The sequence below is a fragment of the Sorangiineae bacterium MSr12523 genome (assembly GCA_037157775.1).
In the GTDB taxonomy this organism is placed as follows: domain Bacteria; phylum Myxococcota_A; class Polyangia; order Polyangiales; family Polyangiaceae; genus Pendulispora; species Pendulispora brunnea.
Genome location: CP089982.1, coordinates 13,123,159 through 13,144,505, shown reverse-complemented (window position 1 = coordinate 13,144,505; position 21,347 = coordinate 13,123,159). Strand labels below are relative to the sequence as shown.

The window sequence follows — 21,347 nt, the reverse complement described above, 5'->3', positions numbered from 1 at the left end:
TAGCTTTCTCATGGAGCGCTGGCTTTTCGCCGGCGGGACGAGGCGGGATGCCGAGGACCGGAAGAATGAAAAAGTGGGTCGCGTCGTGGGCGCTCGTTGCGGTCGCGGCCGGTGTAGGCCTGTCGGGGTGCGCAGTCAGCGAAAGCGACGTGCACCGTTGGGAAGGCACGGAACAGGGACCGCGCAAGCTCTATGCGGTGGCCACGCACGCGAAGTACGCGTGGCCGCTGCGGGTCGAGGCTGCGCTTTCCCTCATCAAGATGAAGCCCCGCGGGGGCAAAGTCTGGGCAATCCCGTACCTGGTCGACGGCTACGTCGACGAAAATGGCGAGTCCCGTGAGGGCGCCATCGTCGCGCTCAGTGCGGAAGACCGCAAAAAGATGCTCGAATCGCTGGTGCCGGAGCTGGTCAACCAGATCAAGCAGCCGCTCCCGGCGAAGAAAGAGGACGGGACGACCCCGCCCGATCCCAGCGTTCCCTTCAAGGACGTGGCATTTGCCCTGCTCTCGCACGATCCGCCGCTGGTGACCGACGACGCCGTCCGCGCGCAGCTGGCCACGGCGCTCACGGAATGGGCCACGTCGAACCTGGAGGCGCGCCTCGATTACACGGTGCAGCAGTACGGCATCGAGCAGATGTTCCGCTACCTCGGCGCCAATTCGGTGAAGACCCTGCCCGGCCTGCTCAAGGAGGAGTCGTCGAAGACGGACCGCATCGCGGGCCTCATCGCGGATTTGGGCGACGCCGAGACGAAGCAGAAGGCCAGCGTGCAACTCGTGGCCATCGCCAAGCAGATCGACTCGGAGGCGTGGATCAAGAAGCAGACGCCCCTCGTCGAGGAAGCCAACAAACGCGCGAAGGCGAACGTCAGCAAGGAAGCGCAGACCGAGCAGGTCAAGAAGTACCAGGAGCAAGAGCTCATCAAGGTCTTCACCGCGATGAAGAAGGTGGGCGGCCGGCCTGTCATCGATTACGCGCTCGGGTTTGCGGCGAAAGGTGACAACAGCGAGGAGCGACGCAAGGCAGCGCTGGCGGCGCTCGAGGGGCGGGTCGACAAGAACAACGCCGCCGACATCGAGAAGCTGTTCGACATCGCCAAGGACGACAACACGCCGGACTCGGTGCGGGATCTCGCGTTCACCCGCTTGGGCGAGCTGCCCAAGGAAATCGCCGTCCCGAAGATGTACGCGCTCTTCGACGCCTCGAAGAAGTGGAAGGTGCGCTGGGTGGCCGCCTCGCTCGTCCTTCGCACGATGACGACGAAGGACCTTCCCGAGTTCATGAATCGCCTGCCGAAGAACTCGGGCCAGAAGATGGGGATGACCGAGCCGATCTCCTACGGTGGCCTCATCGCCAAACTCGATGCGCCGGCCGGCGAGAAAAAGCCGCGTGAGGCCATTACTCCTTATTTGAAGAGCAACGAGCTTGGGGCCAAGCTGTCGGCCATCGGATACTTCTACGGAGGGAAGAAGGCCGATGTGTCCACGGTGACGGCGCTGGAGGGCGACAACCAAGCCGTCCCCAAGTGCGAAAAAGACGACGAGTGCGGGTGGTCTTGCGATGTTGCCAAGGCACCCGGTTCGGCGGAGAAGGAATCCAAAGAGATCCACACCGTCGGCGAGTTTGTAAAATTCTGCATCGTACCCTCGATGGAGGGCGGCGGCTCCTAATGCTAAATTGCCCGGCTCCCTATGCATACACGCCCCTCTCTCACCGGAGAGTGAGGAGTCGAGTAGGATAGGGAACCGGAGGCCTACGGGAATCTTGTCATGAGCTCGGATCCGAACAAGAAGAGCGGCCGAACCTTCCAATGCCGCGACGTGCTCTGGGAGACCTTCGAGCAGATGGCGCGCGAGCTCGAGTGCAGCGTCGATTACCTCATCAATGAGGCGATGAAGCAGTACGCGCGGCAGCGCAGCTATGGAACGGGAGCGCGCCCTCAATTTTCGAGCACGCCGAGCGGCTCGCCGCAGTCCGAGCGCGGAGGCTATCCGCCGCCGCCTCCACCGCCGCGTGCGGGCGGTCTGCCTCCCCCGCCGGCCCGTCCGTCGCGTCAGACACCGGGACCTCTTCCACCGCCGCCGGCGCGAACATCGGGCGGGATGCACGGCCTCCCCGCACCGCCGCCGCGCGGTCCGAGCGGGCAAATCCCCGCGGTGCCGCGTTCGGTGCCGCCGCCTGCCCGCAGCGTGCCCCCGCCGATTCCGCGCGCCCCCATGCCAGGACAAATGCCGCCAATGCCGGGGCAGATGGGGCACATGCAACCGATGGCGTCGAACGGCTATCCGCCGCAGGTCCACGCGGGGCCGCAGCTCTGCGTCATGTACCAAGGCGAAAAGATCCCCATCAGCAAGGACCGCTTCGTCATCGGCCGCGGCAAACAATCGAGCGATCTGACCTTGAAGGACCCCAACGTGTCCCGGCAGCACGCGATGATCGAATTCCAGAACGGGATCTATTTCATGGTCGACATGGGCTCGACCAACGGGGTCGAGTTCAACGGCCAGCGCATCGCCCGCAAGCAAATTGCGGAGGGCGATCTCTTCAAAATTTGCGACCACGATCTGCGCTTCACGTATCGTTAGGCAAGGCGCTAAATTCAGGGGGTTGGCCTTGCACGTTGCCATCGTCGGCGCGGGTTCGCTCGGGTCGGTCTTCGGGGTCCGCTTGGCGAGCGGGAAAGACCCCGTGCGCGTTTCGTTCGTCACGCGCTCCGTGCCGGAAGCGGTGAATCCGCTGCGGATCGAGAAGGTGGACGGCGCCGGCGGGTCGCTGGTGCTGGAGGAGCCGGTGCGCGTCACGGCGATTCCGCAGGACGCGGACGTGGTTCTCGTGTGCGTGCGCTTCGAGCAGATCGATGCACGGTTGGTCGGGCTTCTCGCACCGGTGAAGGCACCGGTGGTGACGATGACGCCGATTTTTCCGCAGCATCGGGCGTACTTGGACGGGGCGCTCGGTCCGGGGAGGCTTTTCCCGGGCATGCCTGGGGTGGTGGCCTACGATCGCGAGGGCACGTACCGCTATTGGCTCCCGCGGATGGCGTCGACGTTGATCGAGCAGCCCGAACGGCGGGAGCCGGTGATCGACAAGCTGGCGCAGGCCTTCGAGGCCGCGGGCATCGGAAGCCGCGCACAAGCCGGGGTGCACGCGACCAACGTGGCGACGACGTTCACGTTCGTGCCCGTCATGATGGGCATCGACGTGATGGGCACCATCGACGAGCTGCTCGCCGACAAGGACGCTCTCGATCTCGTGCTGCGCGCGGCCAACGAAGCGCGGCAGCTCGGGCACGAATATGGGAAGCCTACGATTTGGGCGGAGTGGTTCGTGCGCTTCACGTCGCGATCGATGCTGGGCTCGTGGGCGCCGAAGGGCATGGTGGCCAATTCGCTGAGAATGGCGGTCGCCTTTGCGCGGCGGCGGTCGCCCGAGGGGGTGGCTTACGTGGAGGAGCACTTCGGCCGAAAACTGCGCGCGCAAAATTTGGACATGGCCGAGAAGATGGTGGAGCTCTTTCGGGAACGCGATCGGCCGCACGAGGCGATGGCGGAGCTGCGGGATCGACTGCGCTCGGCCGGTTCGGTGGCATGATGCGCTCGTGAACCGATGAAACGACGACCCGATCAGCGGCCGATGAAAGCGCTGCCCCTGCTGGACCCGCAGCGTGCAGCGCTCGAAAATTGCGTATTTTGCCCCAAATTGTGCCGGAGCGCCTGCCCCGTGTCGAACGCGGAGCCGCGCGAAACGCTCACGCCGTGGGGCAAAATGTCGATGGCCTATTTCGCGGCGCACGGCGACGTTCCGCGCGAGGCCTCCTACGCCGCACCGGCGTGGGCCTGCACCGGATGCTACGGGTGCCGTGAGTCGTGCGACCATCGCAACGACGTCACGTCGGGGCTCCATGCGGCGCGGGCAGCTTGGTCCGCGTACGGCATCGCGCCCGAGGGGGCTGCGCGCACGGTGGCACGCTATGCCGAGCACGAGGCGCGCACGCGCACGGCGGCCGGGCGCCTGGGGAATCGGCGGGCGGGGACACGCACGGGGTTGCTCGTAGGGTGCACCTATTTGCACAAGGCGCCGGACGAAGCGCGGGACGCGCTCGAGGTTGCACGTGAGCTGGCAGGGGAAGACGTCGGCGTGGTCGACGGTTGCTGTGGGATGCCGCTTCTCATGGCCGGCGATGCACCGGGCTTCGGACGCGCGGCGGCCGATATGGCCGAGCGGCTGCGGCACTTCGAACGGGTGACGGTGGTGGATGCAGGGTGCGGGGCGGCGCTGCGGATGCACTACCCGGAGATCGGTGTGCACGTCGGGCCGAAGGTCGTCATGCTCGTGGAGTGGGCGGCCCGAGAGGCGACACGCTTTGCCACCTTGGGAAAGCCCGCGACCGAGCCCGTGCGATGGCACGACCCCTGTAAACTGGGGCGCGGGCTCGGAATTTACGAGGCACCGCGCACGGTGCTCACGCGCATTCTGGGCGAGGCGCCCGCGGAATTCGACACGCGGCGCGAGCGCGCCACATGCTCGGGTGCCGGCGGGCTCTTGCCGCTGACCATGCCCGAGCCGGCGCGCATCATTGCGAAGACACGGCTCGAAGAGCATGCGCGCGCGGGCGGCGGGCGCGTGATCACGGGCTGCGCCTCGAGCCTGCACGCATTGCGGCGTGCTTCCTCTGGCACGGCGGTGGACGACATCGTCACGTGGATGGCGCGGAGCCTGCGGGCGCGAAAGGACGAGGGGAGCGCGTGAATCGCAAGAGCGTCGCCCCGCCGCGCAAGACCATCGCGACGCGCGTGCTTGCGTCGTTCGCGGTGACGGTGGTGGCCTTCGCCGTCACCGTGGGCTGGAGCGTGGTCGCCCAGCGGCGTGCGGCGCTCGACAGCGAGGAGCTCGCCCGCGGGTACCTGCCCGCGGCCCTTGCGCTGGGCCAGCTTCGCGCGAACCAGGGAACCTTGGCCGCGCTGCTCGACAGCATCCCCGACGAGCGCAACCCGCTGTCGGCCCGCGAGATGCTGCGGGTTCTCTCCAATGCACGCCCGCAAGCCTTCGCCAAGGCGCGCGAGGCGCTGGCGGTGGGCCTCGCCGACGTGGGCAGCCCGAGCTCGCGCGCGCTGGCCGCGTCGTTGACGGCGGAGTTGGGCTCCATCGAGGCGGATCTCGAGGACGACAAGGAGCAGTTCTCGCTCTTGTTCTCGGCGCTGGACTCGGGGGACAAGGATGCCATCAACCGCATCTTGGTCGAGGCGGGCCCGCAGGAGCACGCGGCCGAGCGGCGGGTGCGCGAAATCTCGGAGCGGGTGCGCGTCTCGATGGACCATATCTCCGAGGACGCGCAACGGCGCGAACAGCGGGCCATCTACGCGCTCATCGCGCTCGCGGTGCTGACCTTGGGTGTGGGGGTCGCGGTGTCGATCCACACGCGGCGCCTGCTGGCGCCTCTGGCGCGTGTGACCGAGAGGGCGCAAGCCGTGGCCCATGGCGATCTGACGCCGCAAGAGGTGGCGCCCACCGAGGATGAAATCGGCGACTTGGCCATGGCCTTCGAGCGCATGGTCGGCGCCGTGGCGAGCGCGCAGGCGCAGGCGCTTTCCAACGAGCGCCTTGCGGCCATCGGCAAAATGGCGGCGCACGTCACGCACGAGATCCGCAATCCGCTGTCCTCGATCGGTCTGAACATCGAGCTCCTGGAGGAGGAACTCGCCGCCCGCACCGACGCACGCGGCGAGTCGCGCGCGCTGCTGCAAGCGATTGCGCGCGAGGTGCAGCGGCTCGAGCATCTGTCCGAGGAGTACCTGCGCCTGGCGCGACTCCCCTCCCCGCGCATGGAGGCCGAGGACATCGCCGGCGCCGTGAACGAGGTGGTGAACTTCTCGCGCGCCGAGAACGAGCGCGCCGACTGCCATGTGCGGGTCGACATTGCCGACAAGCTGCCGCCGGCGTTGTTCGACGAGGCCCAGATCCGGCAAGCGCTTTTGAATCTGCTTCGCAATGCGCGCGAGGCGATGCCTCAAGGCGGCGACATCGACGTGATCGTGCGCGCCGAGGGCATGAGCGTGGTGGTCCGGGTGAACGACCGCGGTGGCGGCATCCCCGACGAGATCCGCCCCCGCGTGTTCGATCCGTTCTTTTCGACCAAGGGCGAGGGCACCGGCCTGGGCTTGGCCATCACGCGCCAGATCGTGGTCGCGCACGGCGGCTCCGTCACCGCCGAGCCGCGCGAAGGCGGGGGCACGAGCTTTCGCATCGCCCTGCCCATTGCACCGGCGCGCGCCTCCGAGCCGCGAGGCAATCGCGGGCCATCGCTGGTATCCATCACTCGGAGCTAGTTGATTTCGAAATAGCGAATGCGCGTCTTATCGCATTTCGCACAGACGACGCGGGCCGATGTGATGGTGCGCCCGTCGAACAAGACCGCGCTCCACGTGCTGTCGGGGAGCGGCCCCGTGAACCGTGCACCGCAATGGCATCGTGGGCCGAGGAGGAGCTTTTCGGCTTCGCTGCGCGACAGAACCCAGGTGGCCGTCGCCGCGGTATCGCCATTGCCGCTGCGGCGTTGGCGCGGTTGTTCCGTGGCGTGGCCGCGCGACCGGGGCCGTAGCAGCCAGGAAATCGAGCCATGACGAATCACCACGACGAGGCCGACGATGCCGAAGAGGGCACCGATGGCCGCAAGCAATGTCAGCGGGGTAGACGTACCTTTGCGGGGCTTGTTGGATGGGGTGAACGAAAAATAGGTCGCATCGCGAATCCGGTCGACCAGGGCCATGTGTTCGGCGACCTCGTTCGGCGGGACGAAGTCGCGAAGGGTTCGAACTTCGAAATCGAGAACGGTCCTCTTGTCGTGCGTCTCGGAGCGAAGCGTGAAGATGAGTACCGAATCGTTGAAGTTCTCGTCGGGTGGCTCGGGGAATTTGATCCCATCGTCGGTGTAAAGGTCGATCTGGTGATGCTCGAACGCCGGATAATCGATGCCGAGGGGAGCATTGCGCTTGGCCGATTGGGTCGTTCCGACGATGTCGGTCACGCCGCGGGCACGCACGGAGAAATCGCCATCTTTCACGACATGGGGCATCACATAATGCTCCCGAAGAACGACCGCGTCCTCGTTGGGACGATCTTCCACCGTCATCTCTTCAACCACTTCGATGGTCGGATACATGGTGGCGTATTCATCGAGGTAGCGCTTTTGAATCTTGGCCCGTGGTATTCCAGCGAGCCGATGGCGCATCGCCCGCGCGTCGGCGTCGCGGAAGGTACGCACCACGTCCAGGCGTCCATCGGTATCGCCGAATCGAAAGGACTCGTACGTTACGACGGTGGGTTCTTTGGGAAAGGGCGCCTCGATGGTGGAAAGGCCATTCGTGTCACGTGCGGCGACCAACGCTTTTCCAAACCGTAATGGCGCATCCCCCAGAGCGCTGCGTTCCGCGGAGCGCGTTGGGTCGACCCAGATGGGTTTGCCTTCGAGGAGGATGCGCACGACCGCATGATCGAAGGCATACGGCGAGGGCAGTTCTCCTTCGACGTGCTCTCGGAGATCCGAGTCGACCAAGACGCCGTGTGCTTCGATGCCCATCGCGGTCAGCAAGGCAACGAGCAGGACCGATTTGTCTTTGCAATCACCGAATCGCTGTTTCAACACGTCCGCGGCCGGGTGAGGCCGGTGCGAGTTCGCCCCCATCTCGATACCGAGGTAGCGCACTTCGTCTTGCACGAACCGCAACGCGGCGAGTGCACGCGCCGCGGGCGTGGTGTGCTTTTGGGCAATGTCGTTGGCGGCGGCCGTGATCTCCGCCGTGGGACGGCCGGCCTCTTCGAAAAGGGGAACGGCCCAAGCCGCGACGCTGCGCCATGAGTCGAATTCGCTCACGACGAGCCTGGGCCGCTGAACGTACCAGCTCGGCACATCGCGCTCGTAGACCGGCTCGGGCACATCCCGCCGTTCCCACGTGAGCTCGCGCATGCTGTCGGCCACGCGGGTAACGGGATCGAGCGTCATTCCCGTGGTGCGAAATGTAAGGGATCGGGATGGCGGCGCGAGGATGCGCACCCGGAGGTACTCCACGGGACGCGAGGTCGCCAGCGGCTCGACGGTAACGAAGCGTCCCCCCAAAACGGGATTCTGTCCCTCGAGGGTGTAGTCATAATCGACGACGTCACCCACCCGCAAATCGTGAATGAGCACATGGGCCGTGCGGCGCCCATTGTACACGCGCTGATCGGCCTCGCGCTCGACATCGGTCACGCGAACGGTCGCCGTGGTCAACGCGTCGATGCTGGTCCCCGCACGAACGATGCTCACACGGTGCAAGGTCAGGTGCTCATAACTGGGGTCGAATTCGATCTGCATCTGCCCGACTTCATCCACGCCCGCCGCCGAGACAATGCGCTTCACGCGATGCATGTAGTGTTCGACGCTGGAAGCAACGCGATATTGGTCGTCGATGGTCTCGTCGATCACGCCGCCCTGCTCCGCCGCATCTTTGCTCGGCGCGTGCGGCGCCCGCTCCGCGGGAATGACCCACGACGGAACCTTGGCCACGGGCACCGCACCCTCGGCATTCGCAGCCGCGCGCGCCGCGGGCGATACTTCGAAAAGGGCCGTGCCGAGCAAAAGTGCGAGGAGGACGGGGCGTGGAGACATCGTCAGTTCTCGTATTGAATTGTTCTTAAAATTGACCAACGATATGAAATGAGAACGTATAGGTGGCATCCACGGGGACGCCGTCGAGCGTCGCTGGAGAGTAGCGCCGCTCCTGGATGTTCTCGCGAACGGTCTTTTCCAATCTCGGATATGAGCAGACGAAGTTGCAATCCGAGACGTGGCCTTCTTTGTGCAACATGCACCGAACAACGACGTACTCCTCCGCCGGACGAGTCGGGATCGCCTCCGTCACCGGCTGAGCGCCTGGAGACGGGACCAATGTTGGGTACTCGGATACGTTTGCCGTGCACGCCGGTTTCACCCCCGGCGTCGTGACGCGGCCCGAATTTTCGGAAGGTGGCTCGGAACGCACGTTGGCCGGAGGCGGGACGTTGGCTGTTGCGCCACCACAGGCTGCCAGTGGGATGAAGGCCGCGAGCATGCAAACGGGGCGCTTCATGGGCCCATCACCTGAAATTGGAACGTATAGGTAACATCAACCGGATCGCCCTCGGACGTCGTTGCGGGCATGTAGCGCCGCTGCCGAAGGTTCTCGAGTACAGTCTCGTCCAATCCCGGATGCGAGCAAACCATCTTGCAGTCCGTGACGCTTCCCTCCTTGCGCAAAACACACCGAGCGACGAGGTAAACCTCCGCCGGAAGAGTCGGGATAACCCAGTCCGGAAAGAAAATTATCTCACTTCCCGAGATGAGCCGAGGCCGCGTCATGCGCTTGCTCCACTCCACGGGCAGGCCTGACGACTCCGGCCGCGGCGTTTTGGATAGCGTCAAGCACGCGGGCTTGACCCCGGGCGTTGTGACGAGGCCCGAGTTTTCCGGGAGTGTCCCCGACGGGGCGTTTGCCCTTTTACCTCCGCAGGCGGCCAGTAGAAGGAACGCCGCAAGCGGGAAGATCTGCGGCCGGCACATCATCGTCCGCCTCTCATTGGGGCCCAATATGAAACTGGAACGTATAGGTCACGTCGACAGGAACGCCCTCATAGATTGCGGGGCTGTAGCGCTGCTCGTAAAGGATATCGAGTACCGCCTTGTCCACGCCTGGATACGAGCAAAGGAAGCTGCAATCGGTTACGTGGCCTTCCTTGTGCAATGTGCACCGTGCGACGATGTAGAGCTCCAAAGAACGCACGAGCACTTCCCGGGGAAGGATCGGCACGTTGCTTCCGGTGATGAGCCTAGGCTTCGTCATGGGCTTGTCCGGATTCGGCGGCTCGCCGCCGGAGCGCGGTACCAAGGGTGGCTTGGATAGTTTGGCAAAGCACGCTGGCTTGACCCCCGGCGTCGTGACGAGGCCCGAGTCTTCTGGAGGAGGCTCGGGGAGCGGGTCGGCCGATGCCGAGAGCGGGACGCGCTCCCATCGAACTAGCAGTAGGGTGGGCGGCGGAGCGTTGGCCGTTTCGCACCCGCAGACAGCCAGCGGGAGGAGGGCGGCCAGAATTCGAGCGACGCGTTTCATGGTCCCAGAACGCGGTAGGTGAAGGTGTAGACGAGTTCGATGGGGCGGCCTCGGTAGGTGGCGGGTTCGTAACGCTGAATACTCAACCCTTCGAGGGTGACCGCGTCGTAGGCGGGGTGGGAGCAGATCATGCTGCAGTCCGAGACGGTGCCGTCGGTGTGAATGGTGCAGCGGGCGGCAAGGTAGACGGGACCCTCGGGCAAAGAGGAAGGAAGTATCGATTTCATGACGCGCGGAGGACCCGGAGGACTCGGGATCAGGCGCGGGGGTGTGATCTCGTTCGGCGGGATCTCCTCGCCCGATTCGGTTCGGGGCTTTGGGTGCGGAGGCGCCTTGGCCAAACACGCCCAGGGGCGCGACGTAGGGGGCGGGGCGGTGGCGGTTTCTCCGGCGCATGCTGCGGATGCGGCGGCGAAAACCAGGGCGGCGGCGCGATGGCTCGATTTTTCGGTTCCCATGGCCCTTGGCGTCTTATTCGGCGCGGCGTGCGCGGCGGTTGCTTGAAATCGTGCGGCGCCGGATCGTTCGCACGTAGGTGCTCGTGCGACAGGGCGGTGTCGGCGATGGACGCGGGGCGCGCGGCTCGCTAAGTAGGGGGCCATGCGACCCGATGCTCGTGCGCTCGATGCGCTTCGCCCCGTCGAAATGGTTCTCGGTTTTCATCGTCCCTCGGAAGGGTCGGTGCTCTACCGCGCGGGGGGCACGATTGTTCTCTGCACGGCGTCGGTCGAGCCGAAGGTGCCCGCCTTTCTCGAGGGCAAAGGCAAAGGATGGCTCACGGCCGAGTACCAAATGCACCCGCGCGCCAATCCGCCGCGCCGCGAAAATCGCGATGGACGCGGCAAAGCGCCCAGCGGCAGAACGCAAGAGATTCAGCGGCTGGTCGGGCGTGCCCTGCGCGCGGCCGTGCTTCTGGAGAAGCTCGGGGAGCTGACCATTACCATCGACTGCGACGTGCTCGAGGCCGACGGCGGCACGCGCACCGCATCCGTGACCGGCGGATTCGTGGCGCTGGCATTGGCCATCGCCAAGCTGCGCGAACGCGGGACCTTGAGCGGGCCCGTTCTGCGGGAGCCGGTGGCGGCGACCAGCGTCGGTTTGCTCAAGAATGACCAACTGGCGCTCGACCTGATGTACCTCGAAGACTCGGCCGCGGAGGTGGACCTCAACGTCGTGGCCACCGCGTCGGGCGCAATCATCGAGGTGCAAGGCACCGCCGAAGGCGCACCGGCACCGCGCGCGCGCATCGATGCGATGCTCGATCTGGCACTCGCCGGCGTGGCCGAGCTCACGCGCCTGCAGCGTGCGGCGCTGGCCGATGCGGGCGTATCGCTCGATGCGTTGCTCGTGGGCGGCGGGTGACGGCGTGAAGCACTCGCTCGTCCTGGCAACGCACAACCGGAACAAGGTGGAGGAGCTCCGCGGTCTCTTGGCGGGGCTCCCGCTGGACATTTTTGCGCTGCCGGACGTTCTGCCGCAGGCGCTGCCCGTCGTGGAAGATGGGCGAACCTTCATCGAGAACGCGGTGAAGAAGGCGCGCGCGGCGGCGCATGCGACGATGATGCTGGCCCTCGCGGATGACTCAGGGCTGGAGGTCGATGCCCTCGACGGAAGGCCAGGCGTGTATTCTGCACGCTTTGCCCACGAGCGCGCGACCGACTCGGAGAACAACGCAGCGCTGCTCGACGAGCTGGAGGCGCTGGGCGATCCCGTATCGGCGGCGCAGAACAAGAGCTACGTGGCGCGCTTCCGATGTGCGCTGGCCTTGGTGGATCCCTTTGCAAAGGACGGGGAACCGAAAGTCGTCGAGGGGGCCTGCGAGGGACGTATCACGAGCATCCCGCGCGGCTCGGGTGGGTTCGGCTACGATCCGCTGTTCGTGCTGGCCGGCATGGACAAGACGATGGCCGAGCTCACCGAGGACGAGAAGAATCGGGTGAGCCATCGCTCGAAGGCTTTCGCGGCGATGCGGCCCGTGATTTCCGAGTTGATTGTCGCGCGGGAGCAGCAGATTCGGCGAATTTGCGAGTAGCCCGCCCGCAGGCGCCTAGCGGCGAATGCCCGCGGTGGCGAAGGTGGCCATCGAGAGCTGGAGCTCCACGGCGGTGCGGACCAAGTCCACGGCGAGAACGGCGCCGGTGCCTTCGCCGAGACGCAGGCCGAGATCGAGGAGCGGAGTCTTGCCAAGGGCCGCGGTGGCGAGGCCCGCGCCTTTCTCGGCGGAGGCGTGGGAGGCGAGGAGATACGGCGTGACCTGAGGGTCGAAGGCCGCGGCGACGAGCGCGGAGACGCTGGCGAGAAAGCCATCGAGCACCACGGGGATGCGCTCGCGGGCGGCGCCGAGAAGAAAGCCCGCCATGGCGGCGAGCTCCAGTCCGCCGACGGCCGCGAGGACGCCGAGCGGGTCGGCGGGATCGGGCGCGTGAAGGCGCAGGGCGGCTTCGACGATGGCAACCTTGTGAAGTCGGATCGCATCGGAAATGCCGGTTCCCGCGCCGACGGCGTCGGAGGGCGATGCGCCCGTGAAGGCGCAGAGAAGCGCGGCGGCGGACGTGGTGTTGCCGATGCCGACTTCGCCGATGGCCAGGAGTTGGTAATCGTCGGACGCGGCACGGCGGGCGAGCTGCTCGCCGACGTCCATCGCCTGGCGGGCCTGCTCGCGGGTCATCGCGGGTTCGCGGGCGAAGTTCGCGGTGCCCGCGCGAACGGGGGCGCGGTGCAAAGCGAAGAGCGGGTTCGTGGGGAGCGCCGAGAGATCGCCGGCCACGCCGACGTCCACGAGCGATACATGGATGTCGAGGCGGTGGGCCATCACGCTGATGGCGGCGCCGCCGGCCATCATGTTCGCGACCATGCCGGCGGTGACCGACGAGGGATACGCGCTCACGCCTTCGACGGTGACGCCATGGTCGGCGGCGAAGACGGCCACCAGCGGTCGCTCGGGACGCGGCGGGGGAAAGCGCCCGTGGGCACCCGCGTACCAGGCGGCGACTTCTTCGAGGCGGCCGAGGCTGCCGGGCGGCTTGGTGAGAAGCAGCTGGTGCTCGAGGGATGCGCGGCGGGCGATCTCGCAATATGGAGGGATGGCGCCCGGCAAGCCGCGGACATCCGGCGGGGTGGGCGCCGGAGCGGAGGGCTCGGACGAAGGCCAGCGATCGCGATGGATGACCGAGGTGCGGCGCGGCCGCCAGCCGTTCTCCTCGAGGAGCGGGCGCTCGCGAAATTCTTCGGCGTGGCCGACGCAGAGGTAGGCGATGGGCTCGACGCCGGCCGGAAGCGCGAGCTCCTCGCGCAAGACGGAGGGCTCGACGATGCTCACCCAACCGATACCAATGCCCTCCGCCCGCGCGGCGAGCCAGAGGTTCTGCACGGCGCAGCAGACGCTCGCGCGCACCGACTCGGGTTGCACGGTGGTGCCGAGGATCGCTTCGTCGCGCGGACGCAGATCCGCGAGCACGCAGACGTTGAGCGTCGACTCCTCGATGCCCTCGAGTTTGAACTCCAGGTACGCCTCGCGGCGATCCGCGGGAAAGCGCGCGGCCTCCGCCTCGCGGCAGCGGAGAAAGCTCTGACGAATGTGCGCACGTATCGCGGGATCGCGAATGACGACGAAGGCCCAAGGCTGCGAAAAGCCCACGCTCGGCGCGAGCTCCGCGGCACCGAGGATGCGCGCGAGCACATCGTCGTCGATGTCGCCGGGGCGGAAGTGGCGAATGTCGCGCCGCAGCTCCATGACGCGATAGAGAGCCGCACGCGCGGCTTCGTCGAAGCGCACCGGGATCATGACTGAATCAACTTCTCGAGAAGGTCCATGTTTACGTGCTCACGAACGACGTCGGCGAGGCGATCGTACTCGTCCCGCGGCCCCGCCACCGGCTCCGGAGGTGCGAGATCGGGAAGGCCCTTCGCGCGGCGAAGGTGCGTCAGCAGGGTGCGCCGCACGGAGGCGTTCTCGAAGAGGCCGTGAATCATCGTGCCCACGACGGCGCCGTTTTCGGAGACGTCGCCATCGAGCTCGTGAACCTCGGCACCATTGCGCGCGAGGATGCGAAAGCTCGCCGCGGCGTGCGTGTGCCGCTCGAGACGCCCCATGTGGATCTCGTAGCCAAAGAGCTGCTCTTCGCCTTCCGCGGCCAGAAAGCTCGCTCGGGCACTTCGGGCGCGCACTTGGCATGTGCGCTTCTCGGGCCCGAACCGCGTGTGGAAGGCGAGCAACCCGAGCCCGCGGGCAAACTCCTGCGGCGACTCCACGCCGTGGGGATCCGCGATGCTCTCACCGAGCATTTGGCAGCCGCCACAGATGCCCAGGACCGGCTCCGAGCGGGATGCACGGCCGGCAATGGCGTCGGCGAAGCCCGTCGCATGAAGCCACTCCAGATCGGCCATGGTGGCTTTGGTCCCCGGTAAAATGACCAGATCGGCGCCCTCCACGGCATCCGCGTGCTCCACGAACCGAACCACCACGTCGGGCTCGTACTCGAGCGGCTGAAAATCGTCGTAGTTCGAGATGCGCGGCAGCCGCACCACGGCGATGTCGATCTGGTTCGCGCCCGCACGCCGGCGCCCGCGGCGCTCCTCCAGCGAGACGGAGTCTTCGTCGGCCACGCGAAGCTGCTTCACGTAAGGCAGCACGCCAAGCACCGGCACCTGGGTGCGGTCCTCCAGAAAGCGCAGCCCGGGCTCGAGCAGCTTCACGTCGCCGCGAAACTTGTTCACCAGGAAGGCGCCGACGCGGGCGCGCTCGTGGGGCTCGAGCAATTCCATGGTGCCGACGAACGCGGCGAAGACGCCGCCGCGGTCGATGTCACCGACCAAGACCACCGGCGCCTCGGCGATATGTGCAACATACATATTCACGATGTCGCGTTCTTTGAGGTTGATCTCGGCCGGGCTGCCCGCCCCCTCGATGATGACCAGATCGTGCGTGGCGCGCAGCCGGTCGAGCGACTCGCGAACCATGGTGCGAAGCTCGGGCTTGCGCATGTGGTAGTCGGCGGCCCCGAGGCTACCGATGCTTTTGCCCAGCACGATGACCTGCGAGCGGGCGTCGCCCTCGGGCTTGAGCAAGATGGGGTTCATGTCCACGGTGGGCACCACGCGCGCTGCCTCGGCTTGCACGGCCTGGGCGCGACCGATTTCACCGCCATCGGGCGTGACGAAGGCATTGAGCGCCATATTTTGCGACTTGAAGGGCGCAACGCGAAGGCCCCGCTGTCGAAACAGCCGGCAGAGCGCCGCGCAGACGATGCTCTTTCCGACGGAGGAGGCGGTTCCTTGAATCATGAGGGTGCGGGCGGTCATGGGCGAAGCTCTTGGCGAAGGGCGGAGACGAGAAGTTCCGTGTCGGGTAAGGGGCGGGCCGCCAGGCGAATGTGCCCGGGCAACCCGAAGGAGGTGGCATCGCGCACCAGAACGGCGTGCCGTTCCAGCAAGGTGCGGCGCAGATCCGTGGCAAGGCGCCGCCCACCGAGATAGACGAGCACGTAGACGGTGTCGCTTGGGTGCGTGCGCAGGTCGAGGTGGTGCAGCCGAGCCTCGAGTGCGGCGCGGTCTTGGAGAAGCCGGACGCGGCTCTCGTCGACGAAGCGCTGCGCCTCGGGCTCGAAGGTGGCGAGAATGGCAGCTTGCGCGGGCGCGCCGATCGACCACGGCGGCCGCTCGGCCTCCATGCGCGCGACGAGAGGCTCGGGGGCCACCGCATACCCCATGCGCAATCCCGGCAACGCGTGGTCCTTGGTGAGCGAGCAGACCCACACGATGCGACGGGAAGGACGCGCGATGCCGTGGTGTGCGCTGAGCGAGAGGAACGAGACGTCGCACACGAACAATGTGTCCGGGTGGCGCTCGGCCAAGTCTTCGAGGACCTCGAACGGCGTGACGACGCCCACGGGGTTGGAAGGGCTGCAGACGTAGACGAGCCGCGGGCGGAAGGCGTGAAGCTGCGCATCGAGCGCGGGAATGTCGAGGGCGAAGTCGTTGCGCGGCAAGGTGCGGTGCTCGAGGATGCGCGCCCCGGCCTGCATGGCCGCGCGCTGCATTTCCGAGAACGTCGGCTCGATGGCCATAGCGAGATCGCCAGGGCGCAGCCACGCGCGGGCGAGAAGCCAGAGAAGATCGACGGCGCCGTTGCCGAGGATGACGCGCGCGTCGGGTTCATCGAGGTGCGCGGCAAGCGCGCGGCGCGTGGGTGCGGCGGAGGGATCCGGGTAGCGATGCAGCGGAGCCTCGGCGATGGCGCGCAGCACGGAGGGGCATGGTCCGTACGGGTTGACGTTGACGCTGAAGTCGAGCACGTCCTCGGCGCGAAGACCGACGGCGGCGAGCTCGTCGTCGACAGGGCCACCGTGCGCCGGGCTATCCATGGAGGCCTCGGCTCAGGAGCGCGCTGGTGACGAGAGAGCCCAACGCGGCCAGCGAGGCGATGCGCCACGCCGCCGTGATGTGCGCCGGCTCGAGGGGGTGGACGGCGTCGCCGAGGGCGTAGTGATCGGGCTTGGTGAGGCGCACGCCGAGCAACCCGGCCATGGTGGCCATGGGCCATCCGGCGTTGGGGCTCTCGGTGCGGGCACCATCGCGCCGGAGGATGGCGATGCCGCGCCCCACGCGTGCGCCGGTGAGCGCGCCGGCCACGAGCAAGAGCAACGCGGCAAAGCGCGCGGGCACGAGGTTCGCGAGATCGTCGAGGCGTGCGGCGGCTTTTCCGGCGTATTCCAGGTGCCCGTGGTAGCCCATCATCGCGTCCAGCGTGTTGACGGCGCGGTAGAAGACGGCGCCCTCCAGGCCGAAGCACGCGAAGAACAGGAGCGGCGCGACGACGCTGTCGGAGATGTTCTCGGCGATGGACTCGACGGTGGCTGCGACCAGGGCCTCCTTCTCGAGATGGTCGGCCTTGCGGCTGCAAAGGCTGCCCAGGCCTCGGCGCGCGGACGCGACATCGCCGCACTCGAGGGCGTCGCGCACGGTGAAGGCGGCATCGCGCAGCGCACGCACGGCGAACATCGGCTTGAGCAGGAGCGCGGTACCCAAGGTGGCGAGCCACACAGAGCGACCCAGCGCATTCACCACGACATGGGCCATTGCGGCGAAGGCGGCGGGGATGGCGAGTGCCACGATCGCACCGCGCGCGAGCTGGCCCCATCGACCTTGGGCACCGAGCGCCCAGCGGCGGGCGTGCCCGATGATGCTTCCCATCCAGGCCACGGGGTGGAGGCGATTCGGCGGCTCGCCAAAGGCGCCGTCCAGGGCATACGCGGCCGCAAGCACGAGGGGCGCCATCATGGGTCCGCGAGCTCCACGGGCCCAGGGCGCAGACGCAACACCGTGCCGAGCGCGGCGAGGTACACCTCCGAGGCCGAACGCGCGAGCCGCTGGTGGGCACGGCCGCTGATATCGCGGAAGGCGCGCCCGAGCGGCGTTTCGGGAACGAGGCCCATGCCGACTTCGTTGGTCACGAGCCACGTGTGAAACGAGGCCGACGCGAGCGCATCGGCCAACGCGTCCACGCGACGCTCGATGGCCTCGTGCGGGGCATCGGCGAGAAGCAGGTTCGAGAGCCACAAGGTGAGGCAGTCGATCACGGCGATGTCGGGGGGATCCTGCGCGACGCGGGCAATGGCCTCGTCGAGATCGTGCGGGGCCTCCAACGTCGTGAAGTCGCTTCCGCGCTCGGCGATGTGCCGATCGATGCGCACGCGCATCTCATCGTCGAAGGCCTGCGCGGTGGCGATGAAGAGCCGCTTGGGTCCGCGCTGCAGCGCGCGATGAAGTGCAAACGCGCTCTTGCCGGAGCGGGCACCGCCACCAATGAGGGAAAAGCTCATGGCGAGGTCTCCTTCCAGCGGCGCACGCCCTCGGCAATGGCGCTCTCCACGGCGCCGCCCACGACGGAGCCGATGGCCGTGTGCTTTCCCGCATACGGCGCACCGCGCGCGTTGGACCGCGCGCAGGCAACGACGGTGCAGTCGGTGCCGGTGCCCGTGGCGGGGCGGCCGCTGATCCGGCTGCGAACACCGGCCTCGAGGACGGCCGCGCATTTGGCCTCGGTCGCGATGGCGCTGGCCTCGAGCAACGCCTCGTCCGTGAGCGGCGTGTCGATGTACACCATCGTGTTGATCGTGCCGATACGGCACGCGAGCCAGGGCGGATCTCCCGCGCGAAGGGCATTGCCCAGACCGACGGTGGCCAGGCACCGTGCGGTCACGCCGCCCTGTTCCGCCGAGTCATCGATGTAGTGTGCAATGTTTGCACTCGTGAGGAGCCCGACGGCAAAATGGAGGCCTCGCGCGTGAAGGCGCTCGGTGAGCATGCGTGCGGGATCGACCGAAGGGCGAAGATCGCCATTGCGCACTTCGAGCCAAGCGACATGCCGAACATCGGCGAGGCCACCGCCCACGATGGCCCAACTGCAGGCGCGCACGGTCTCGGCGAAGGAGGCAATGAGCCAGCGATCGCGCTCGGCGAGGGCCAATGTCACCTCCAGGGGGGCCGGGAGCAGTTGCGCGCTGGCGTTCATGGCGTGCGCGTCTTTCGATACGCGGCGCAACTTTCGACGAACGATGCGGCGATGCGCGGGTTGGATGCCCAGTGCGCATGGACGTACGAAGCAATGACGTTGCCGATGCGGAAGCCTTCTCGCGAGGTTTCGTCACCTCGGCGGCGACGGAGGGAATATACGCGCTCGATGCTGGGCGGGGGCTCGGGGGATAGCTCGGAGTAGCGGAATTGGTGGCCGCGGAAGCGCGAACCGGCGCCGCCGAGGATGGTCTTCGTTTGCGTTTCGACCTCGACGTAGCCGAGGGCCTGCAGCTTGGCGCACATGCGAGCTTCCGTTGGAACGAGGCCCACCATGGGGTGACGTTCGCCGTCGGTGGTGACGATGGCCTGCGTGAGGTACATGAGCCCTCCGCATTCGGCGTAAATGGGGCCTCCGGCCTGGGCGAAGGAGGCGACGGCTTCGCGCATGGCCACATTGGCCGAGAGGGCCGCGGCGTGGACCTCGGGATAGCCTCCGCCGAGGTAGAGGCCGTCCGCATCGGGGAGCGTCGCGTCGCGCATCGGCGAGAAGGGCACGAGCTCGGCGCCGAGGGATTCGAGGCGGCGGAGGTTGTCGGCGTAGTAGAAGTGGAAGGCGTCATCGCGGGCGATGGCGATGCGGCAGCCAGAGGTCGCGGGCATGGGCACGCGCACGGGCACGGGCACGGGCAGCACCGACGTGGCGAGGGCCAGAAGCGCGTCGAGCGAGAACCACGACGAAGCTTGTTCCGCCCAATGATCGAGGAGCGAAGCCGGCAGGGCGCTTTCGTCGGCGGTGCGAAGGCCGAGGTGGCGCTCGGCGAAGGCGTGTTCCTCATCGCGGGGGAAGCCGCCCAAGATCGGCGGCGTGCGCAAGGCGCGGCGCAGAAGATCGAGGTGGCTTCGGCTCCCGACGCGGTTGGCGATCGCCGCGGCGACGTGAAGCTTCGGGTCGAAGCTCGCGAAGCCCCCCACGAGGGCGGCGATGCTGCGGGCCATTCCGCCCGCGTCGACCACGAGAACCACCGGCGCTTCGAGCCACTTGGCGATTTCCGCAGTGGAGCCTTCCTCGCCGGTGGGGCTGGCGCCATCGTAGAGGCCCATCACGCCCTCGATGAGCGAAATGTCGGCGTCGCGTGCGGCATGGGCGAAGGTCGCGCGCACGGCCTCGTGGCCCATCATCCAGCCATCGAGGTTCTGCGAAGGCGCGTCGATGGCCCGCGCGTGGTACGTCGGATCGAGGTAGTCGGGCCCGCACTTGAACAGCGCCACCCGAAGGCCACGCGCGCGAAGGGCACGCGCCAAGGCCACGGTGACCGTGGTCTTGCCCACCCCACTGGACGTACCGGCGATCACGAGCCGCGGAAACGCAAGGTCGCTCATATCAGAAGTCCACCCCGATCTGCGCCTTCACGCCCGCGGTGAAGGGGTGCTTGACGGCAACCATCTCGCTCACCAGATCGGCCATCTCGAGCAGCGCTTCGGGCGCATTGCGTCCAGTGATGACCACGTGCACGTGCGCAGGGCGCGTGCGCAGGGCCTCGAGCACCTCCTCCAGCGGGAGGAAGTCGTAGTGGAAGGTGTACGTGAGCTCGTCGAGCACCACCAAATCGCGCTCACCCGAGGCGATTTCCTGGCGCGCCGTTTCCCAAGCCGCGCGCGCTGCGGCTTTGTCGCGCGCGAGGTCGTCGCTTTCCCATGTAAAGCCGAGCCCCATGACGTGAAAGCGCAACTGGGGCAATGTCTCGGCAAAGAGGCGCTCGCCCGTTTTCCATTTGCCCTTGATGAACTGCACCACCGTGACGCGAAGACCGCGCCCCAGGGCACGAAAGACCATGCCCAAGGCGGCCGTCGTCTTGCCCTTGCCGTGCCCCGTGTAGACCACGAGCAGGCCACGCGGCGGCTCTTTTTGCGCCGTGCTCACGAGGCGTCTCCGTCCGTGGTGCGCGGGGGACGCACGGCGCGGCGGAAGCGGTGGCTGAACTCGGGATCGTACAGCTTCGAATTGGCGAAGTGCGTGGCCGTGAGAACATGCCCCACGAGGATCATCGATTGCGATTTGATCCCGGCGGCGCGCACCTTTTCGCGAATGTCGGCGAGGGTGCCCTGCACGATCCGCTGATCGGGGCAGCTGGCCTTGTGCACCACGGCCACGGGGCAGTCGGCACCGTAGGACGGGATCAGCGCCTCGGTCACGTCGCGCAGCAACGTGATGCTCAAAAAGAGGCACAGCGTCGCGCGATGGGCGGCGAGCTCCTGCAGCTTCTCGCGCTCGGGCATCGGTGTACGCCCCTCGGCGCGGCTGAGGATCACGGTCTGCGAGAGCTCCGGCAAGGTGAGCTCGCGTCCCAGGGCCGCCGCCGCCGCGGTGAACGAGGAGACGCCGGGGATGATCTCGTATTCGATGCCGAGTTCCGCCATCTTGCGCATCTGCTCCGCGGTGGAACCGAAGATGGCCGGATCGCCCGTGTGCACGCGCGCGACGTCATGGCCGGCGTCGCGGGCCTCGATGATGACCTCGAGGATCTGGTCCAAGGTCATGCTCGAGGAATCGAGCACCTTGGCCTCGGGGCTCGCCATGGCGACGACCTCCTTCGGCACGAGGGAGCCCGTGTACAGAACGACGGGGCATTGCGCAATGAGCTCCGCGCCGCGAAGGGTGATGAGCTTGGGATCGCCGGGACCGGCTCCAATGATGTAGACGCGCATGGGATT

The 21,347-nt window shown here is 67.0% G+C and carries 19 protein-coding genes; 7 read left to right on the top strand and 12 right to left on the bottom strand.

Going from position 1 to position 21,347, the window contains the following annotated elements:
• Positions 1–65 precede the first annotated feature (65 nt).
• The 5 genes from LZC95_52325 to LZC95_52305 all read left to right on the top strand — a co-directional run bounded on the left by LZC95_52325 (position 66) and on the right by LZC95_52305 (position 6,326).
• Positions 66–1,670: a hypothetical protein gene (locus tag LZC95_52325; protein ID WXA94997.1), complete on the top strand. Its 1,605-nt coding sequence runs from the start codon at positions 66–68 to the stop codon at positions 1,668–1,670.
• Positions 1,671–1,769: 99 nt separating this feature from the next.
• Positions 1,770–2,585 carry an FHA domain-containing protein gene (locus LZC95_52320; GenBank protein ID WXA94996.1) on the top strand — a complete coding sequence of 272 codons (816 nt, stop codon included), beginning with the start codon at positions 1,770–1,772 and terminating at the stop codon, positions 2,583–2,585.
• A 22-nt stretch (positions 2,586–2,607) separates the two neighbouring features.
• A complete protein-coding gene (locus LZC95_52315; GenBank protein ID WXA94995.1) occupies positions 2,608–3,591 on the top strand; it encodes a hypothetical protein in 984 nt (327 codons plus the stop codon).
• Between the two features lie 15 nt (positions 3,592–3,606).
• The gene (locus LZC95_52310; protein ID WXA94994.1) at positions 3,607–4,749 is read left to right on the top strand and encodes a (Fe-S)-binding protein; all 1,143 of its coding nucleotides are present in this window, start codon (positions 3,607–3,609) and stop codon (positions 4,747–4,749) included.
• A complete protein-coding gene (locus tag LZC95_52305; protein ID WXA94993.1) occupies positions 4,746–6,326 on the top strand; it encodes an ATP-binding protein in 1,581 nt (526 codons plus the stop codon). The genes LZC95_52310 and LZC95_52305 overlap by 4 nt, the downstream gene beginning before the upstream one ends.
• On the opposite strand, the gene LZC95_52300 is transcribed toward LZC95_52305, so the two are convergent.
• The 3 genes from LZC95_52300 to LZC95_52290 form a co-directional block, all read right to left on the bottom strand.
• Entirely contained in the window at positions 6,323–8,644 is a 2,322-nt protein-coding gene (locus LZC95_52300; protein ID WXA94992.1) for a DUF3857 domain-containing transglutaminase family protein, read from the bottom strand. The genes LZC95_52305 and LZC95_52300 overlap by 4 nt on opposite strands.
• 943 nt (positions 8,645–9,587) lie before the next feature.
• On the bottom strand, positions 9,588–10,121 hold the full coding sequence (locus tag LZC95_52295; GenBank protein ID WXA94991.1) for an energy transducer TonB: 534 nt from the start codon (positions 10,119–10,121) through the stop codon (positions 9,588–9,590).
• Positions 10,118–10,579, bottom strand: coding sequence for an energy transducer TonB (locus LZC95_52290; GenBank protein ID WXA94990.1), 462 nt, complete (start codon positions 10,577–10,579; stop codon positions 10,118–10,120). The genes LZC95_52295 and LZC95_52290 overlap by 4 nt, the downstream gene beginning before the upstream one ends.
• Positions 10,580–10,721: 142 nt before the next feature.
• Here LZC95_52290 and rph point away from each other — a divergent pair, with 142 nt between their 5' ends.
• Together rph and rdgB are read left to right on the top strand one after the other, a co-directional pair.
• Entirely contained in the window at positions 10,722–11,483 is a 762-nt protein-coding gene (rph, locus tag LZC95_52285; protein ID WXA94989.1) for a ribonuclease PH, read from the top strand.
• Positions 11,458–12,153, top strand: coding sequence for an RdgB/HAM1 family non-canonical purine NTP pyrophosphatase (gene rdgB, locus LZC95_52280; protein ID WXA94988.1), 696 nt, complete (start codon positions 11,458–11,460; stop codon positions 12,151–12,153). The genes rph and rdgB overlap by 26 nt, the downstream gene beginning before the upstream one ends.
• Before the next feature lie 15 nt (positions 12,154–12,168).
• Here rdgB and cobT read toward each other — a convergent pair whose 3' ends face one another.
• The 9 genes from cobT to cobM are packed head-to-tail and all read right to left on the bottom strand — an operon-like array spanning position 12,169 to position 21,341.
• Positions 12,169–13,905: a nicotinate-nucleotide--dimethylbenzimidazole phosphoribosyltransferase gene (cobT, locus tag LZC95_52275; protein WXA94987.1), complete on the bottom strand. Its 1,737-nt coding sequence runs from the start codon at positions 13,903–13,905 to the stop codon at positions 12,169–12,171.
• Positions 13,902–15,422 carry a cobyric acid synthase gene (locus LZC95_52270; protein WXA94986.1) on the bottom strand — a complete coding sequence of 507 codons (1,521 nt, stop codon included), beginning with the start codon at positions 15,420–15,422 and terminating at the stop codon, positions 13,902–13,904. The genes cobT and LZC95_52270 overlap by 4 nt, the downstream gene beginning before the upstream one ends.
• Positions 15,419–16,483 (bottom strand): histidinol-phosphate aminotransferase family protein, encoded by a 1,065-nt coding sequence (locus LZC95_52265; protein WXA94985.1) that lies wholly within the window; start codon positions 16,481–16,483, stop codon positions 15,419–15,421. The genes LZC95_52270 and LZC95_52265 overlap by 4 nt, the downstream gene beginning before the upstream one ends.
• Positions 16,476–17,399: an adenosylcobinamide-phosphate synthase CbiB gene (gene cbiB / locus LZC95_52260; GenBank protein WXA94984.1), complete on the bottom strand. Its 924-nt coding sequence runs from the start codon at positions 17,397–17,399 to the stop codon at positions 16,476–16,478. Before cbiB ends, LZC95_52265 begins: the two co-directional genes overlap by 8 nt.
• Entirely contained in the window at positions 17,396–17,941 is a 546-nt protein-coding gene (cobU, locus tag LZC95_52255) for a bifunctional adenosylcobinamide kinase/adenosylcobinamide-phosphate guanylyltransferase (protein ID WXA94983.1), read from the bottom strand. The genes cbiB and cobU overlap by 4 nt, the downstream gene beginning before the upstream one ends.
• A complete protein-coding gene (locus LZC95_52250; GenBank protein WXA94982.1) occupies positions 17,938–18,633 on the bottom strand; it encodes an adenosylcobinamide amidohydrolase in 696 nt (231 codons plus the stop codon). Before LZC95_52250 ends, cobU begins: the two co-directional genes overlap by 4 nt.
• The gene (locus tag LZC95_52245) at positions 18,630–20,015 is read right to left on the bottom strand and encodes a cobyrinate a,c-diamide synthase (GenBank protein WXA94981.1); all 1,386 of its coding nucleotides are present in this window, start codon (positions 20,013–20,015) and stop codon (positions 18,630–18,632) included. Before LZC95_52245 ends, LZC95_52250 begins: the two co-directional genes overlap by 4 nt.
• 1 nt (position 20,016) lies before the next feature.
• Positions 20,017–20,556 (bottom strand): cob(I)yrinic acid a,c-diamide adenosyltransferase, encoded by a 540-nt coding sequence (cobO, locus tag LZC95_52240; GenBank protein WXA94980.1) that lies wholly within the window; start codon positions 20,554–20,556, stop codon positions 20,017–20,019.
• On the bottom strand, positions 20,553–21,341 hold the full coding sequence (gene cobM / locus LZC95_52235; protein WXA94979.1) for a precorrin-4 C(11)-methyltransferase: 789 nt from the start codon (positions 21,339–21,341) through the stop codon (positions 20,553–20,555). Before cobM ends, cobO begins: the two co-directional genes overlap by 4 nt.
• Between the last annotated feature and the right edge of the window lie 6 nt (positions 21,342–21,347).

Coding starts and splice junctions, on each gene's coding strand:
- LZC95_52295 (WXA94991.1), bottom strand. CDS start 10,121: ATGAAACGCGTCGCTCGAATTCTGGCCGCCCTCCTCCCGCTGGCTGTC.
- cobT (WXA94987.1), bottom strand. CDS start 13,905: ATGATCCCGGTGCGCTTCGACGAAGCCGCGCGTGCGGCTCTCTATCGC.
- LZC95_52325 (WXA94997.1), top strand. CDS start 66: ATGAAAAAGTGGGTCGCGTCGTGGGCGCTCGTTGCGGTCGCGGCCGGT.
- LZC95_52320 (WXA94996.1), top strand. CDS start 1,770: ATGAGCTCGGATCCGAACAAGAAGAGCGGCCGAACCTTCCAATGCCGC.
- cobU (WXA94983.1), bottom strand. CDS start 17,941: ATGAGCTTTTCCCTCATTGGTGGCGGTGCCCGCTCCGGCAAGAGCGCG.
- LZC95_52300 (WXA94992.1), bottom strand. CDS start 8,644: ATGTCTCCACGCCCCGTCCTCCTCGCACTTTTGCTCGGCACGGCCCTT.
- rph (WXA94989.1), top strand. CDS start 10,722: ATGCGACCCGATGCTCGTGCGCTCGATGCGCTTCGCCCCGTCGAAATG.
- LZC95_52265 (WXA94985.1), bottom strand. CDS start 16,483: ATGGATAGCCCGGCGCACGGTGGCCCTGTCGACGACGAGCTCGCCGCC.
- LZC95_52310 (WXA94994.1), top strand. CDS start 3,607: ATGAAACGACGACCCGATCAGCGGCCGATGAAAGCGCTGCCCCTGCTG.
- cobM (WXA94979.1), bottom strand. CDS start 21,341: ATGCGCGTCTACATCATTGGAGCCGGTCCCGGCGATCCCAAGCTCATC.
- LZC95_52290 (WXA94990.1), bottom strand. CDS start 10,579: ATGGGAACCGAAAAATCGAGCCATCGCGCCGCCGCCCTGGTTTTCGCC.
- LZC95_52245 (WXA94981.1), bottom strand. CDS start 20,015: ATGAGCGACCTTGCGTTTCCGCGGCTCGTGATCGCCGGTACGTCCAGT.
- LZC95_52270 (WXA94986.1), bottom strand. CDS start 15,422: ATGACCGCCCGCACCCTCATGATTCAAGGAACCGCCTCCTCCGTCGGA.
- cbiB (WXA94984.1), bottom strand. CDS start 17,399: ATGATGGCGCCCCTCGTGCTTGCGGCCGCGTATGCCCTGGACGGCGCC.
- LZC95_52250 (WXA94982.1), bottom strand. CDS start 18,633: ATGAACGCCAGCGCGCAACTGCTCCCGGCCCCCCTGGAGGTGACATTG.
- rdgB (WXA94988.1), top strand. CDS start 11,458: ATGCGTTGCTCGTGGGCGGCGGGTGACGGCGTGAAGCACTCGCTCGTC.